General features: G+C 70.5%; 12 protein-coding genes and 5 tRNA genes. 9 read left to right on the top strand and 8 right to left on the bottom strand.

Features of this window, described 5'->3' with window-relative positions; all coding sequences use genetic code 11:
- The first annotated feature begins 176 nt into the window (after positions 1-176).
- Positions 177-383, top strand: a complete 207-nt coding sequence (gene bldC / locus ABZ532_RS10015; RefSeq protein ID WP_003949541.1) for a developmental transcriptional regulator BldC — start codon at positions 177-179, stop codon at positions 381-383.
- A gap of 242 nt (positions 384-625) precedes the next feature.
- Here the strand turns inward: bldC and ABZ532_RS10010 are convergent, their stop codons facing one another.
- The 3 genes from ABZ532_RS10010 to hrpA all read right to left on the bottom strand — a co-directional run bounded on the left by ABZ532_RS10010 (position 626) and on the right by hrpA (position 5,112).
- The gene (locus tag ABZ532_RS10010; protein ID WP_361280841.1) at positions 626-823 is read right to left on the bottom strand and encodes a DUF6274 family protein; all 198 of its coding nucleotides are present in this window, start codon (positions 821-823) and stop codon (positions 626-628) included.
- 182 nt (positions 824-1,005) lie between these two features.
- A tRNA-Asp gene (locus ABZ532_RS10005) sits at positions 1,006-1,080 on the bottom strand.
- A 90-nt stretch (positions 1,081-1,170) separates the two neighbouring features.
- Positions 1,171-5,112, bottom strand: coding sequence for an ATP-dependent RNA helicase HrpA (hrpA, locus tag ABZ532_RS10000; RefSeq protein WP_361280840.1), 3,942 nt, complete (start codon positions 5,110-5,112; stop codon positions 1,171-1,173).
- A gap of 166 nt (positions 5,113-5,278) precedes the next feature.
- Between hrpA and ABZ532_RS09995 the strand changes: the two genes are divergently transcribed.
- Together ABZ532_RS09995 and ABZ532_RS09990 are read left to right on the top strand one after the other, a co-directional pair.
- The gene (locus tag ABZ532_RS09995) at positions 5,279-6,115 is read left to right on the top strand and encodes a DsbA family protein (RefSeq protein ID WP_361280839.1); all 837 of its coding nucleotides are present in this window, start codon (positions 5,279-5,281) and stop codon (positions 6,113-6,115) included.
- Positions 6,112-6,966: a cytochrome c biogenesis CcdA family protein gene (locus tag ABZ532_RS09990; protein WP_361280838.1), complete on the top strand. Its 855-nt coding sequence runs from the start codon at positions 6,112-6,114 to the stop codon at positions 6,964-6,966. The genes ABZ532_RS09995 and ABZ532_RS09990 overlap by 4 nt, the downstream gene beginning before the upstream one ends.
- An 83-nt stretch (positions 6,967-7,049) precedes the next feature.
- On the opposite strand, the gene ABZ532_RS09985 is transcribed toward ABZ532_RS09990, so the two are convergent.
- From ABZ532_RS09985 to ABZ532_RS09970, 4 genes are all read right to left on the bottom strand, one after another.
- Positions 7,050-7,123, bottom strand: a tRNA-Phe gene (locus tag ABZ532_RS09985).
- A gap of 22 nt (positions 7,124-7,145) precedes the next feature.
- Positions 7,146-7,220 (bottom strand) — tRNA-Asp (locus ABZ532_RS09980).
- A 46-nt stretch (positions 7,221-7,266) separates the two neighbouring features.
- Positions 7,267-7,339 (bottom strand) — tRNA-Glu (locus ABZ532_RS09975).
- An 82-nt stretch (positions 7,340-7,421) separates the two neighbouring features.
- On the bottom strand, positions 7,422-8,978 hold the full coding sequence (locus tag ABZ532_RS09970) for a metallophosphoesterase (protein WP_361280837.1): 1,557 nt from the start codon (positions 8,976-8,978) through the stop codon (positions 7,422-7,424).
- 74 nt (positions 8,979-9,052) lie between these two features.
- On the opposite strand from ABZ532_RS09970, the gene ABZ532_RS09965 reads away from it, so the two are divergent.
- From ABZ532_RS09965 to ABZ532_RS09940, 6 genes are all read left to right on the top strand, one after another.
- Positions 9,053-9,403, top strand: coding sequence for a metallopeptidase family protein (locus tag ABZ532_RS09965; protein WP_361280836.1), 351 nt, complete (start codon positions 9,053-9,055; stop codon positions 9,401-9,403).
- Entirely contained in the window at positions 9,400-9,942 is a 543-nt protein-coding gene (locus tag ABZ532_RS09960; RefSeq protein ID WP_361280834.1) for a CrcB family protein, read from the top strand. Before ABZ532_RS09965 ends, ABZ532_RS09960 begins: the two co-directional genes overlap by 4 nt.
- Positions 9,939-10,313, top strand: coding sequence for a fluoride efflux transporter CrcB (gene crcB / locus ABZ532_RS09955; protein WP_361280833.1), 375 nt, complete (start codon positions 9,939-9,941; stop codon positions 10,311-10,313). The genes ABZ532_RS09960 and crcB overlap by 4 nt, the downstream gene beginning before the upstream one ends.
- An 83-nt stretch (positions 10,314-10,396) precedes the next feature.
- A complete protein-coding gene (locus ABZ532_RS09950) occupies positions 10,397-11,020 on the top strand; it encodes a hypothetical protein (RefSeq protein WP_361280832.1) in 624 nt (207 codons plus the stop codon).
- Between the two features lie 255 nt (positions 11,021-11,275).
- Positions 11,276-13,390 (top strand): DEAD/DEAH box helicase, encoded by a 2,115-nt coding sequence (locus ABZ532_RS09945; RefSeq protein WP_361280830.1) that lies wholly within the window; start codon positions 11,276-11,278, stop codon positions 13,388-13,390.
- Positions 13,391-13,726: 336 nt separating this feature from the next.
- Positions 13,727-13,799, top strand: a tRNA-Lys gene (locus tag ABZ532_RS09940).
- Positions 13,800-13,994: 195 nt separating this feature from the next.
- Here the strand turns inward: ABZ532_RS09940 and ABZ532_RS09935 are convergent.
- Positions 13,995-14,588: a TetR-like C-terminal domain-containing protein gene (locus ABZ532_RS09935; RefSeq protein ID WP_361280829.1), complete on the bottom strand. Its 594-nt coding sequence runs from the start codon at positions 14,586-14,588 to the stop codon at positions 13,995-13,997.
- Positions 14,589-14,618 lie beyond the last annotated feature (30 nt).

Here is a 14,618-nt window from a genome sequence, read left to right as displayed (position 1 = left end):
CAATTCCATCGGTTTGGCCGACGTGGCTGGACAGATGGTGTAGTTGTAGTGCCGAGGACAAGCCGTTCGTCCTATAACCGACTCGGCCCGCGTCCGCCATTTCGGGCAACGCGGGTCAAGGTGCAGAATTTAGAGGAAAGAACCGAGAAGGTTCGGTTCTCCCGAGGAGGCCGCTCATGACCGCTCGCACCCCTGATGCCGAGCCGCTGCTGACCCCGGCTGAGGTCGCCACGATGTTCCGCGTGGACCCGAAGACGGTCACGCGCTGGGCCAAGGCTGGCAAGCTCACGTCCATCCGCACGCTTGGTGGACATCGCCGGTACCGCGAGGCAGAGGTCCGCGCACTGCTGGCGGGTATTCCGCAGCAGCGCAGCGAGGCCTGACACCCCGCAAGCCGGGCATAGCCGGGGCCCCCAACCCCGCAGCCCACACTGAGCTCGACACGGCGGGCGCCTGCCCCAACAGGACTTCGTCGTCGATCGCGCTGGACTCCGCCGGGTCCAGCGCGATCTTTTTTGTGGGCGGGAAATCCCGTCGGCAGGCCGTGCAATTGCACATATTAAATCCGCCCGTTGTAGGGGACGCATAAGTCCACCCGTTGGCAAAACCCGTTCGGTGACTCCCGTCACATGGCGTGGGGGGTCTCCTGTCCGTCCTCGTCTGCGTCCGTGCCGGCCTCCTGGGGCCCGGTGGGCTCCATCGCGAGGCGCAGCAGCCGGTGACAGACGGGACAGTGCCGGGTCAGGTGCCGGTAGCCGGAGGCGGCCGCCAGGTGGGCGCGCAGCAGCGCCCGGGTCTCGTGCCTCGCTGTGGATGCCGCCATGCGCCACCTCCGCGGTCCGGGGCCGCGTGCCCCTGTCATGCCTGGGTACCGGTGGCAAGTGGCCCCGTCAATACGGCAGAAGGCGCCATGGGGGCCCGCGAGGTCCGGCAGGGGCTGCGGGCGGTGGGCCGCGAAACGCCAGAAGGCCCGGCACCTGAGGGTGCCGGGCCTTCTGATTGCTGCGGTCCTGACGGGATTTGAACCCGCGGCCTCCACCTTGACAGGGTGGCGAGCACTCCAAACTGCTCCACAGGACCAGGTTTCGCAGCCGTTCACTCCTTGGCTGCGAGAGAGACTCTACAGCAGGTCAGAGGGTCCGGTCGAACTCACTCATGGCAACGGCCATGTCACGGTGCCGCCGCGTCGATTGCCTTGACGATGCGCTTGTCCGAAACGGGGTACGCCGTGCCCAGCGCGTGCGCGAAGTAGCTCACCCGCAGCTCCTCGATCATCCAGCGGATGTCCAGCACCTCCTGGGGCACGGGCCGCCCCTTGGGCAGCTGCTCAAGCAGCCAGGCGTACTCGTCCTGCATCTCGTGGACCTTCGCCATGCGCGTGGTGTCCCGCTGCACGGAGGTCGGCATCTGCTGGAGCCGTCGGTCCACCGCGACCAGATAGCGCATCAGGTCGGCAAGCCTCCGCAGCCCCGTACGGGTGACGAAGCCCGCGGGCACGAGGCCGGCCAGCTGCTCCCGTACGTCCTGGACGTTGTTGATCAGGGTCAGGCTGTTGGTGGCCTTGAGACGCCGCTCACAGGCCTGCCAGGCGGCCAGGATCTGCCCCACCTGGTCCACGGTCCGCACGGTCGTGTCCACGAGGTCGGCCCGCACCGAGTCGAACAGCTTCCGGAACGCCTCCTCGTCCCAGGCCGGACCGCCGCGCTCGGCGATCAGCCGGTCCGCCGCAGCGGCGGCGCAGTCGTCGAACAGGGCCTGGATGGAGCCGTGCGGATTGCGCGAGAGCGCGAGCTTCTGCTGGTTGGTCAGCCGCTCGGAGGCGAACTTCGCCGGATTGACCGGGATGTTCAGCATGATCAGCCGGCGGGTGCCCTGCCACATCGCCTGCGCCTGTTCGGCCTCGGTGTCGAAGAGCCGTACGGACACGCTCTCGCCGGCGTCCACCAGGGCCGGGAAGGCCTTGACGGGCTGGCCGGCGCGACGGGTCTCGAAGACCTTCGGGAGCGTCCCGAACGTCCAGTCCTTCAGACCCGTGCGCTCGATCGAGGTGCCACCCGAGCGCTCGGCCGTGGCCGCGGCGGCCTGGGAGAGCGCCTGCCGGGCCTTGGGCCTCAGCCGGAGCCGCAGGGCTTCCAGGTCCTTGTCCTCGGCGAGGCTGCGGCGGCGCTCGTCGACGATCCGGAAAGTGATCTTCAGATGGTCGGGGACCCTGGCGATCTCGAAGTCGTCGGCCGTGACAGGCACACCGACCATGCGCTGCAGCTCCCGCGCCAGCGTCACCGGCAGCGGCTCCTGCAAGGGCACGGCCCTCTCCAGGAAGGCCCTGGCGAAGTTCGGAGCGGGCACGTAGTGGCGGCGGACCGGCTTCGGCAGGGAACGGATCAGCTCGGTGACGACCTCTTCGCGCAGACCCGGGATCTGCCAGTCGAAGCCCTCGTCCGTCACCTGGTTGAGCACCTGGAGCGGGATGTGGACGGTGACACCGTCGGCGTCCGTTCCCGGTTCGAACTGGTACGTGACCCGGAACTTGAGCTGCCCCTGCCGCCATGAGTCGGGGTAGTCGTCCTTGGTGACCGCCCCGGCCTTCTCGTTGATGAGCATCTCGCGCTCGAAGTCGAGCAGCTCCGGCTGCTCACGGCGCTCGTGCTTCCACCAGGAGTCGAAATGGGCGCCGGACACCACATGCTCGGGCACCCGCTGGTCGTAGAAGTCGAAAAGCGTCTCGTCGTCCACGAGGATGTCGCGGCGGCGGGCCCGGTGCTCAAGCTCCTCCACCTCGGTGAGGAGCCTGCGGTTGTCCGCGTAGAACTTGTGGTGCGTGCGCCAGTCGCCCTCGACGAGGGCGTGGCGGATGAACAGCTCCCGGCTCGTCTCCGGGTCGATCCGGCCGTAGTTCACCTTGCGCTGGGCGACGATCGGCACGCCGTACAGCGTGACCTTCTCGTACGCCATCACCGCCGCCTGGTCCTTCTCCCAGTGCGGCTCGCTGTAGGTGCGCTTGATCAGATGTCCTGCGAGCGGTTCGATCCACTCGGGCTCGATCCTGGCGTTGACCCGGGCCCACAGCCGCGAGGTCTCGACCAGCTCGGCGGACATCACGAAACGCGGCGGCTTCTTGAAGAGCGCGGAGCCCGGGAAGACGGCGAACTTGGCGCTGCGGGCGCCCAGATACTCGTTCTTCGAGCCGTCCTTGATGTCCTTCATCCCGATGTGGGACAGGAGTCCGGCGAGCAGCGAGACATGCACGGACTGCTCCGGCGCGTCGTCCTCGTTGAGGTGGATGCCCATCTGCTTGGCGACGGTGCGCAGCTGGGCGTAGATGTCCTGCCACTCACGGATCCGCAGGAAGTTCAGGTACTCCTGCTTGCACATGCGGCGGAAGCTGGACGAGCCGCGCTCCTTCTGCTGCTCGCGCACATAGCGCCAGAGGTTGAGGAAGGCGAGGAAGTCGCTGGTCTCGTCCTTGAAGCGGGCGTGCTGCTGGTCGGCCTGCGCCTGCTTGTCGGATGGGCGCTCGCGCGGGTCCTGGATGGAGAGCGCGGCGGCGATCACCATGACCTCGCGGACACAGCCGTTCTTGTCGGCCTCGAGGACCATCCGGGCCAGCCGGGGGTCGACCGGCAGCTGGGCCAGCTTGCGGCCCAGCTGCGTCAGCCGCTTCTTCGGGTCCTTCTGCGCCGGGTCCAGCGCGCCCAGCTCCTGGAGCAACTGCACACCGTCGCGGATGTTGCGGTGGTCCGGAGGGTCGATGAAGGGGAACTTCTCGATGTCCCCGAGTCCCGCCGCGGTCATCTGGAGGATGACGGACGCCAGATTGGTACGCAGGATCTCCGCGTCGGTGAACTCCGGCCGGGACAGGAAGTCTTCCTCGCTGTACAGCCGGATGCAGACGCCGTCGGACGTACGGCCGCAGCGGCCCTTGCGCTGGTTGGCGCTGGCCTGGCTGATGGCCTCGATGGGCAGGCGCTGGACCTTGGTGCGATGGCTGTACCGGGAGATGCGGGCAGTACCCGGGTCGATCACGTACTTGATGCCGGGCACCGTCAGCGAGGTCTCGGCGACGTTCGTGGCGAGGACGATGCGGCGGCCGGTGTGCGGCTGGAAGACACGGTGCTGCTCGGCGTGCGAGAGACGGGCGTAGAGGGGGAGCACCTCGGTGAAGCGGAGGTTCTTCTTGTTCAGTGCGTCCGCGGTGTCGCGGATCTCGCGCTCACCGGAGAGGAAGACCAGGATGTCGCCCGGACCTTCCTTCTGCAGCTCGGCGGCCGCGTCGCAGATCGCGGTGATCTGGTCGCGGTCGGACTCGTCCGAACTCTCCTCGTCCCCGTCGAGAAGGGGGCGGTAGCGCACCTCGACCGGATAGGTACGACCGCTGACCTCCACGATCGGGGCGTCCCCGAAGTGCCGCGAGAAGCGCTCGGGGTCGATGGTCGCGGAGGTGATGACCACCTTGAGATCCGGGCGCCTCGGCAGCAGCCGGGCCAGATACCCGAGCAGGAAGTCGATGTTCAGCGACCGCTCGTGGGCCTCGTCGATGATGATCGTGTCGTAGGCGCGCAGCTCGCGGTCCGTCTGGATCTCCGCGAGCAGGATGCCGTCCGTCATCAGCTTCACGAAGGTCGCGTCCGGATTCACCTGGTCGGTGAACCTGACCTTCCAGCCCACCGCCTCGCCGAGCGGGCTGCGCAGCTCCTCGGCGACCCGCTCGGCGACCGTGCGGGCCGCGATCCGGCGGGGCTGGGTGTGCCCGATCATTCCGCGCACGCCGCGGCCCAGCTCCAGACAGATCTTGGGGATCTGGGTGGTCTTTCCCGAACCGGTCTCACCCGCGACGATCACGACCTGGTGGTCCCGTATCGCCTCGAGGATCGTGTCCTTCTTCTGACTGACCGGGAGCTGCTCGGGGTAGGACACCCCGGGCACCCGTGCCGCGCGCTCGGCGATGAGGGCGGCGGACCTGGCGACCTCCGCCGCGATCTCGGCCAGCGCGGTCTGCCGGGCTTCGGGGCTTCGGATACGGCGGGTGCCTTCGAGTCGCCGCCCGAGCCGGTGCGCGTCGCGCAGCGAGATCTCGGCCAGCTGAGTCTGGAGATCGGCGAAGGAAGTAGACATACGGAATCCAGGATCGCACCCGGGTGAGCGGAGTGGCGAACCCATTTCCGACGGTTTCCCGGCGGCGCCCGGGCGGCTGCCGGGTGCACGGAGTGCGGCCCCGTACGATGACGATCACATCAATCCGGATGTACCGGATGTATCGGACTCGGAGGACCCCGCCGCCATGCCCGATTCCCTGAAGCCCTTGGTGCTCGGTGCCGGGGTGGCCGCGGTCGCGGTGGTGCTCGGTGTCGTCTCGTACACCGCCACTCGCCCCGAGGCGCCATCGGCGGACTCCGGCGACATCACGGCGGAGTCCACCGCACCCGAGTCCGGTGTCTACCCCGAACTGGAGAAGCTCGCCCGGCGCGCCCCCGGCGACCCCGCGGCGCTCGGCCGGACGGACGCGCCCGTGGTGATGATCGAGTACGCAGACTTCAAGTGCGGCTACTGCGCCAAGTTCGCCCGCGACACCCAGCCCGCTCTGGTGAAGCGGTACGTCGACGACGGCACCCTGCGCATCGAGTGGCGCAACTTCCCGGTGTTCGGCGAGGAGTCGGAGAGCGTGGCGCGTGCCTCGTGGGCGGCGGGTCGGCAGGGCCGCTTCTGGCAGTTCCACGACGCCGCGTATGCCCCGGAGGCCAAGGAGCAGGGCTTCGGCGCGGAGCGGCTGAAGGAACTCGCGCGGCAGGCGGGTGTGAAGGACCTGGACCGTTTCACGGGCGACGCGGACAGCGAGGCCGCCCGGCAGGCGGTGGCCAGGGACCAGGAGGAGGCTTATGCGCTGGGCGCGACCTCCACGCCGTCGTTCCTGGTCAACGGACGTCCGATCGCCGGGGCGCAGTCGGAGGGGACCTTCGCCGAGGCGATCGACGCGGCGACCGATGCGGCGCGTGAGTCCGCCGACCCCGGGATGGCGGCGGGCCCGGACGGCCCGAGCCCCGCTCCTCCGAGCGCGACCGCACCGAGCCCGTTCGTGACGCCCGGATCCTCCGCTTCTCGTCAGGAATCCGGCCGATGACCGGCGTCGGCTATCTCGCCGCCTTCATCGGCGGCCTGCTCGCTCTGCTCAGCCCGTGCAGCGCCCTGCTGCTCCCGGCGTTCTTCGCGTACTCGATCGACACCGCGACCCGGCTCATCGCCCGTACCGGAGTCTTCTACGCGGGCCTGGCGACCACGCTGGTGCCGCTCGGCGCCGCCGGATCGTTCGCCGGGCGGCTCTTCTACGGCCACCGCGAGCTGCTGGTCACAGCCGGGGGCTGGCTGATCATCACGCTCGGCGCGGCCCAGATCCTGGGCCGGGGTTTCGCCCCGCGCCGGCTCGCCGAAGCCAGCGGCCGTATCCGGCCCACGACCGCCCTCTCCGTCTACGCCCTCGGCCTGGTCTACGGACTCGCCGGCTTCTGCGCGGGCCCGATCCTCGGGAGCGTCCTCACCGTGGCTGCCCTCAGCGGCAGCCCCACCTACGGGGGCCTGCTGCTCGCCGTCTACGCCCTCGGCATGGCCGTACCGCTCTTCGTGCTCGCGCTCCTGTGGGAGCGCTGCCGTCTCGGCGAGCGCGGATGGCTGCGCGGCCGCACGATCCCTGTCGCCGGTGGCCGCCTCGGGCTGCATACGACAACCGTGCTGTCCGGACTGTTCTTCATCACCTTGGGCGGCCTCTTCCTCCTCTTCGACGGGATGACCGCACTGCCCGGTCTGCTTCCGGTCGACCTGTCGTACGAGCTGGAGAAATGGGCGGTCGGCGTCGGCCAGGCGGTACCGGACTGGGCCCTGGTCGGCCTGATGGCGCTGGCCGCGGGGGCCGTCCCCGCGGTACGTGCCTGGCGTCGGCGCGGCCGGCGCGGCGCGGCTGCACGACCGAGTGCGTGACGGCCCCGAACGAGGAGGAACGAAAACGAGAACATCCCCCCCGAAGAACTTCGGAGGGGATGTCATGCCCTGACGGGCTGCGGTGGCTGGGGCCGGGGTCGAACCGGCGACCTTCCGCTTTTCAGGCGGACGCTCGTACCAACTGAGCTACCCAGCCACGCGGCTCTGACGAGCCGCAGCGGTCCTGACGGGATTTGAACCCGCGGCCTCCACCTTGACAGGGTGGCGAGCACTCCAAACTGCTCCACAGGACCAGAGGTGATGCATTGTGCGAGAGCAAGTCTCGCACACGGTGATGCGTGCCCCCAACGGGATTCGAACCCGTGCTACCGCCTTGAAAGGGCGGCGTCCTGGGCCACTAGACGATGAGGGCTAAGAGGCCCGCCGTGGGCGCTTCGCACCGCGTCGGGGACGTGAGAAGCATATGGGATGCGGGGAGCTATCGCCAAAACGGTTTACGGGGCCGGGCTGCGCGGGGGTGACGAAGGCCCGGATCGCGGGGGCGGGGTGGCCACCAGGTGCCGGCTGACCTCGGCCGTCGTCAGGCCCAGGCCGCCCAGGGTGATCTCGTCCCAGGCCTGGAGCGCGCGCGTGCCGCGGTCGAGGTAGAGGACGGAGGCGCGCACCTGCTCCGGCTCCTCGTTCTGGACCGCGCGCAGTCCACCGCCGCCCGTGGAGCCCTCGATCTTGAGGCGGGTGCCGAGCGGGAGCTGCTCGTTCTCGCGGTGGTGGACATGACCCGCCAGGGCGAGCGGGACCACGCCGTCGGTCTCGCGGGCCGCGACCGGGTTGTGGGCGACCGCGATGTCGACGGGTGTGCCCGCGCGCCGCTGGTCACGCAGGGCGGAGGCGAGACGGATGCCGGCCATTCGCTCGGCCGGGTCGCCGCCCGGCACCGTCGTGCGGTCGGGCGTGAACTGCGGATCGCCTGTGCCCGCCACCCGCAGACCGCTGACGGTGACCGCGCGGCCCTCGTCGAGCACGTGCACGTTCTTGAGGCCCTGGAGGTAGCGCTGGGTGGCGGGCGAGTCGTGGTTGCCGCGCACCCAGACGTAGGGCGCGCCGAGGTCGGGAATCGGGTCGAGGAAGGCGTTCTCGGCGGTGCTGCCGTGGTCCATGGTGTCCCCGGAGTCGATGATCACGTCGATCTTGTACTGCTCCACCAGTGAGCCGATGATGTGCCAGGCCGCCGGGTTGAGATGGATGTCGGACACGTGCAGCACGCGGACCGTCCCGGGGTCCGGCTGGTAGACGGGCAGCGTGGAAGTGGCGTCGTACAGCTTGGTGACATTGGTGACCAGCCGTGCCAACTCCTTCTGGTAGACGTCGAATTCGGTGACGATGGAACGGGCGTTGCCGACGACGGAGGGTGCGCTGCTCAGCAGCCCGGAGAACTTCGGTTCGAGAACCGACTTCGGGTTCCAGGTGGCGTACGCGCTGGCGCCGGACGCCGCGAGAAGCGCCAGCGCCAGCCCGCCCGCCGCCAGCGCGCGGCGCGGGCGGCGATAGACGGCCAGGCCGAGGGCGGTGGCGCCGGACACGACGGCGACGCAGGACCGCCAGGCCAGCTCGCGGGAGCCGTCCCGCACGTCATCGGCGACCTCCTGCTGGAGGCCCGACAGCCGCTCGGGGTGCTCGACAAGGGCCTGGGAACGCACGGGGTCAAGACGGTCGACGTCGACATCGAGGCGGATGGGCGCCGCATGGGAGTCCAGCTCCAGGGCGCCCAGCGGCGACACGTTGATCTTCGTGCCGCCGGAGAGGGACGGGCGCAGCGTCATGGTCGTGTCCATCGGCCCCACGGGTGCCCGGACCGCCCCGACGATCAGCAGTCCGAGCCAGGCACCGACCAGCACGAGTGTGACCAGGCCGAGTGCCCGGGCGTACGGGTGGATTGCGGAGTCAGTGGGGAGAAGGCCGGTGCGGAGCTGGTGCCTTTGCCGGCTCCTGCGCCGGCCGGGGCGCGGGATACGGGCGACGAAGGCGCGGAGCCGTTCACGAGCGCGAGCCATTGGTCCCGTATGCCCAGGTGCGGGGCCGGGTATGCCGCGTGCCCCGCACCCACCGGCTGCGTGACAATGGCCGGGTGCTGGAGATGACGCGCGAGGAGTTCGAGGAACTGGTCGCCGAGGCCCTGGACCGGATTCCCCCGGAGCTGACGCGGTTGATGGACAACGTCGCGGTGTTCGTCGAGGACGAACCGCCCGCGGACGACCCGGAGCTGCTCGGGCTCTATGAGGGCACTCCCCTGACCGACCGCGGTGAGTGGTACGCAGGCGTCCTGCCGGACCGGATCACCATTTACCGGGGGCCGACCCTGCGGATGTGCGAGTCGAGGGAGGACGTGGTGGCCGAGACCGAGGTCACCGTGGTCCATGAGATTGCCCATCACTTCGGTATCGACGACGAACGACTGCACGCACTGGGGTACGGATGAGCCTCGATCCCGTACGCGGTCGTGGTCCTGAACGCGGTCGTGGTCACGGACACGGCCCCGGTTCCCACCACGATCCCGCTCCCGATGAGCCCGTCGACCCGGATGTCGACCTTCACCAGCCCGCGCAGCGTGCCGAGACCAGCGGTGCCGGGAAGTGGAAGGTGCTCGCCGCCGTGTCCGCGGGCGGGGTCATCGGGGCGTGCGGCCGCCACGGGGTCTCGCTCGCCTGGCCGTCCCCCTGGGCGACGCTTGCCGTCAACGTTTCGGGCTGCGCACTCATCGGCGTGCTGATGGTGCTGGTCAGCGAGCACAAGGTGGTCACCTGGGCGCTGGCGAGGCCGTTCCTGGGGGTCGGGGTGCTCGGCGGGTACACCACCTTCTCCAGCTATGTGCTGGACATCGCGACGCTGGCGGACCGTCAGAAGGCGCTCATGGCAGCCGGATACGCCGCTGCCACGCTGGCCGGAGCGCTGGGCGCGGTGTGGCTGGCGGCCACGCTGACGCGCAGGGCGCTGGGAGCGGGCGCGGTGGCGCGGTGAACTGGCTGCTGGTGGTGGTCGGCGCGGCCTTCGGGGCGCCGCTGCGGTATCTGACGGACCGTGCGGTGCAGGCGCGGCACGGCTCGGAGTTCCCCTGGGGGACCTTGGCGGTGAACGTCGCCGGGAGCCTGGTGCTGGGTCTGATCGCCGGGGTGTCGGCCGCCGAGGGGCGCTCATCGGGCGTGTACGCGCTGCTCGGCACCGGGTTCTGCGGGGCGCTGACGACGTATTCGACCTTCTCGTACGAGACGCTCCGGCTGGTCGAACGGGGGCGGTCGCGGTGGGCGGCTGCGAACGTGGGTGCGTCGCTGCTGGTGGGACTGGTTGCGGTGTGGCTGGGTGCGGGCCTGGCGGGTGGGCTCGTCCGGTAGGAGGACCGGGCGGGGGCGTGTCCCCCGTGGGGCGTGGGGAGTTGGGCAGGCAGACCGCGATCCGCGTCCCGGAGGTGTCGCCCATGCGCCAGTTGTCCGCCCCTGGCCGTTGTGCCGTATGGCTCGCCACCGTCCTCGCGGCGGCCACCACCGCGGGGTGCGTCAGTGTGGGCGATGACGGTGGAGCGGCGGCGCCGTCGAAGGCCCCGCAGCCGCGCGGAGCCGATGCCGAGCCGGACGGTGGAGGCGCGGCGCCGGGTGGCGGCGGGCGCTCCCGTACGGGCATGGGTGGCGCCGGGCACTCCGGGGACACCGGGAACAAGCACGAAGGCAAGGACGCGGGGGCTGACGGCGGCCCGAGTGCGTCCGCGGCTGCGCCCACCGCGCGGCCCCCGGCCGCGAGCGGGGGCGGGCGCGGCGGGGTCCCGCCGCGAACCCCCGGTCCACAGGGGCCCACCGGCGCGCCGGACCAACCCGACCCGCCGACGGATCCGACCCCCCCGGCGGGGGAACCGACCACGCCCGCGGAGCCGACTCCACCCGATACGGACCCCGGACCTACGGAGCAGCCGCCGACTGATCCGCCGACGGAGACGCCTGCGGCGGAAACGCAGCTGGGCGAGCTGCGGGAATCGTCCGACGCGTGGTCGGACGGGCCCTATGCGGATCCGTACGCGGAGCCGGAGGCGCGGCTCGGCCCCGGGTGAGACGAGCGCGCGACGGGGTGGTGGTGGCGGCGTGCGGCGGGGTGTGACGAGGGCCGCAGCCACCTGGTTTGCTTTCGGTGGGGGAGGGTGCGTATGGTGGTAGATCGTTTGATCCCATTTGCCCGGCGCCACCACAGAAGCGCGCCGCGTGTGGCGCGTACTCTCCCTTGCCGTGGCTGACCGCATTGAGGCGGTCGAATTGCGAATCACGGAGTTTGGGCGCGTGCCGAGACTCCGGAAGGTTTCGCATTTCGCATGTCCATTTCCAGTTCTGACCGTGCCGTCCTGCCCGAGAACGATCTCGAGAACGAGAACGGCGCTGCGGTCGACACCGCGGCCGACACCGCAGAGGCCGCCGCTCCCGAGGTGACCTTCGGTGACCTGGGCCTGCCCGACGGCGTGGTCCGCAAGCTCGCCCAGAACGGCGTCACCGTCCCGTTCCCGATCCAGGCCGCGACCATCCCGGACGCCCTGGCCGGCAAGGACATCCTCGGCCGTGGTCGTACCGGCTCCGGCAAGACGCTCTCCTTCGGCCTGCCGACCCTGGCCACGCTGGCCGGCGGCCAGACCGAGAAGAAGAAGCCCCGCGCGGTCATCCTCACCCCGACCCGTGAGCTCGCGATGCAGGTCGCGGACGCGCTCCAGCCCTACGGCGACGTCCTCGGCCTGAAGATCAAGGTCGTCTGCGGCGGTACGTCCATGGGCAACCAGATCTACGCGCTCGAGCGCGGCGTCGACATCCTCGTCGCCACCCCGGGGCGACTGCGGGACATCATCAACCGCGGTGCCTGCTCCCTCGAGCAGGTCCAGGTCGCGGTCCTCGACGAGGCCGACCAGATGTCCGACCTGGGCTTCCTGCCCGAGGTCACCGAGCTGCTCGACCAGGTGCCCCAGGGCGGCCAGCGCATGCTCTTCTCCGCCACCATGGAGAACGAGATCGGCACGCTGGTCAAGCGCTACCTGAACAACCCGGTCAGCCACGAGGTCGACAGCGCCCAGGGCAACGTCACGACCATGACGCACCACGTCCTCGTCGTGAAGCCGAAGGACAAGGCCCCGGTCACGGCCGCGATCGCCGCCCGCAAGGGCCGGACGATCATCTTCGTGCGCACCCAGCTCGGCGCCGACCGTATCGCCGAGCAGCTAATCGAGGCGGGCGTGAAGGCGGACGCGCTGCACGGCGGCATGACGCAGGGTGCCCGTACCCGCGTCCTCGCCGACTTCAAGGACGGCTACGTCAACGCGCTCGTCGCCACCGACGTCGCCGCCCGCGGTATCCACGTGGACGGCATCGACCTGGTGCTGAACGTGGACCCCGCAGGGGACCACAAGGACTACCTGCACCGCTCCGGCCGTACCGCCCGCGCGGGCCGGTCCGGCACGGTCGTCTCGCTGGCGCTGCCGCACCAGCGTCGCCAGATCTTCCGCCTCATGGAGGACGCGGGCGTCGACGCCTCGCGCCACATCGTCGGCGGTGCGGGCACCTTCGACCCGGAGGTCGCCGAGATCACCGGTGCCCGTTCGCTGACCGAGGTCCAGGCCGACTCCGCGAACAACGCCGCCAAGCAGGCCGAGCGCGAGGTCGCCCAGCTCACCAAGGACCTGGAGCGCGTGCAGCGTCGCGCCAACGAACTCCGCGAGGAGGCGGACCGCCTGGTGGCCCGTGCCGCGCGCGAGCGGGGTGAGGACCCGGAGGCCGCGGTCGCCGAGGTGACGGAGGCGGCGCAGGCCGAGGCCGTCGCGGAGGTAGCGAAGGCTTCGGTGCCGGAGCAGCGTGAGGAGCGCGAGTCCCGGGACGAGCGCCCCGCGTACGAGCGCCGTGACCGCCGCGACGACCGGGGCAACTTCGACCGCCGTGACCGTCGTGACGACCGCCGTGACGGTGACCGTCCGTTCAACCGTGACCGCCGTGACGGCGACCGCGGTGGCGACCGTGGTGGCTTCCGTCGTGACAACGACCGTCCGTTCAACCGCGACCGTCGTGACGACCGCCGTGACGGTGACCGCCCGTTCAACCGTGACCGTCGTGACGACCGCCGTGACGGCGACCGCGGTGGCGACCGTGGTGGCTTCCGTCGCGACAACGACCGTCCGTTCAACCGCGACCGCCGTGACGACCGCCCCGCGACGGGCGGCGGCTTCCGCCGCGACGACCGTGGTGGCCGCCCCTTCGAGCGCCGTGACCACCGGAGCGGCGACCGTCCGTTCAACCGCGACCGCCGTGACGACCGCCCCGCGACGGGCGGCGGCTTCCGCTCGGCCGGCCACGACCGCCCGCACGGCCGCCGTGACGACCACCGCGGTTCGGGCACCGGCTCGTTCGGCGGCGGCCGCCGCGAGGACAAGCCGCGCTGGAAGCGCAACGGCTGATCGGCGACGCAGCTGATCGGCGAAGCGGCTGACAAGCAGCTCTGTGCCTGATGGGCCCGGACAGCACCGTGAGAGCGGTGGTGTCCGGGCCCATCGCTCTTGTGCGCGTCGCGTACGCCGGGTACGCCGCGTACCCCGTGCTCTTGTACGGGCGCCGCGCTGACTGGTGGTCATCGGCACGAGCCCGGAGATGGCCACCTCCGGCGGGAAGTTCACGGGGGAACGGCCCGTCCTGACCTCATTGGCGGGTGCCCCGGCACCTGCGACGACGCCCGGGAGCCGATACCCGATCGGATCCTCGCCGCGGTCCGGCTATGCTCAGTGATGACGCGTCGAGGGCCGTTAGCTCAATTGGCAGAGCAGCGGACTTTTAATCCGTTGGTTGTGGGTTCGAGTCCCACACGGCCTACCGACCGCAGGCCGGGGGAGACCCCTTCGACCTGTTGCGGAGCGCCTCGATCGGTTTCACCGGTCGGGGCGCTTCGTCGTTCCGGGCGGGGCTTCCGTGAACACCCGGCCGTGCGGGGCGCAGTGGTGTGGCACAGCGCTCGGCGCCCCCCTTGCCGCACGTGCGAGACCGCGGAGGCAGCGTGAGCGGCGGCAGTCAGCCGCGGCCGGTCTCGTGCGCGGCCGACGGCGGCCAGTGCTCCAGCAGGAAGTGCAGCGCGTCGATGTTCCGGTCCCATGACGCCCGGACTGCGCGGGCGGCCTGGAAGCCGCCGCTTGCCTCGATGCTGCTGTGGCCGTGGAAGGCGCTGCGCAACAGCCGTACGGCGTCGGTGAGATCGGGCTCCGGGAGGCGGTACGCGCGCAGCATGGCGTAGGTGGCCTCGCTCATCCGCAGATGTCCGGGGGACCCGGCGACGACTTCCGGGGCGAGGGGGATCTGGGTGGCCGCGTACCGGCCCGGGTGTTTCAGGGCGAAGGAGCGGTACGCGGCGGCGAACGCGGTCAGGGCGTCCTTGCCCGCCCGCCCCGCGACCGCCGCCGTGACGTGGTCGCCGAAGTCGCGGGCGGCGAGGAGGGCCACCCGGGTGCGCAGGTCTGCCGCGCTCCTGAGGTGGGAGTAGAGGCTGGCGTCCTTCACCCCGAGGCGGCGCGCCAGCGCGGACATCGTGACGTGGTCGAATCCGGTCTCGTCCGCGAGGTCGGCGGCGGCCGCCACGACGCGTTCGGTGTTGAGTCCGGCGCGGGCCATACGCGGTCTCCCTAGGTCACTTAACCGTTT

The sequence above is a fragment of the Streptomyces sp. NPDC019396 genome (genome assembly GCF_040632375.1).
Lineage (GTDB): Bacteria > Actinomycetota > Actinomycetes > Streptomycetales > Streptomycetaceae > Streptomyces.
The sequence above is the reverse complement of the archived record's forward strand: the minus strand, read 5'-3'. Positions and strand labels throughout refer to the sequence as shown.

Bases quoted from the DNA above. Each gene is read 5' to 3' on its own strand.
- hrpA (WP_361280840.1), bottom strand. From the start codon at position 5,112: ATGTCTACTTCCTTCGCCGATCTCCAGACTCAGCTGGCCGAGATCTCG.
- ABZ532_RS09990 (WP_361280838.1), top strand. From the start codon at position 6,112: ATGACCGGCGTCGGCTATCTCGCCGCCTTCATCGGCGGCCTGCTCGCT.
- ABZ532_RS10010 (WP_361280841.1), bottom strand. From the start codon at position 823: ATGGCGGCATCCACAGCGAGGCACGAGACCCGGGCGCTGCTGCGCGCC.
- ABZ532_RS09960 (WP_361280834.1), top strand. From the start codon at position 9,400: ATGAGCCTCGATCCCGTACGCGGTCGTGGTCCTGAACGCGGTCGTGGT.
- ABZ532_RS09935 (WP_361280829.1), bottom strand. From the start codon at position 14,588: ATGGCCCGCGCCGGACTCAACACCGAACGCGTCGTGGCGGCCGCCGCC.
- ABZ532_RS09995 (WP_361280839.1), top strand. From the start codon at position 5,279: ATGCCCGATTCCCTGAAGCCCTTGGTGCTCGGTGCCGGGGTGGCCGCG.
- ABZ532_RS09970 (WP_361280837.1), bottom strand. From the start codon at position 8,978: ATGGCTCGCGCTCGTGAACGGCTCCGCGCCTTCGTCGCCCGTATCCCG.
- bldC (WP_003949541.1), top strand. From the start codon at position 177: ATGACCGCTCGCACCCCTGATGCCGAGCCGCTGCTGACCCCGGCTGAG.
- ABZ532_RS09945 (WP_361280830.1), top strand. From the start codon at position 11,276: ATGTCCATTTCCAGTTCTGACCGTGCCGTCCTGCCCGAGAACGATCTC.
- ABZ532_RS09950 (WP_361280832.1), top strand. From the start codon at position 10,397: ATGCGCCAGTTGTCCGCCCCTGGCCGTTGTGCCGTATGGCTCGCCACC.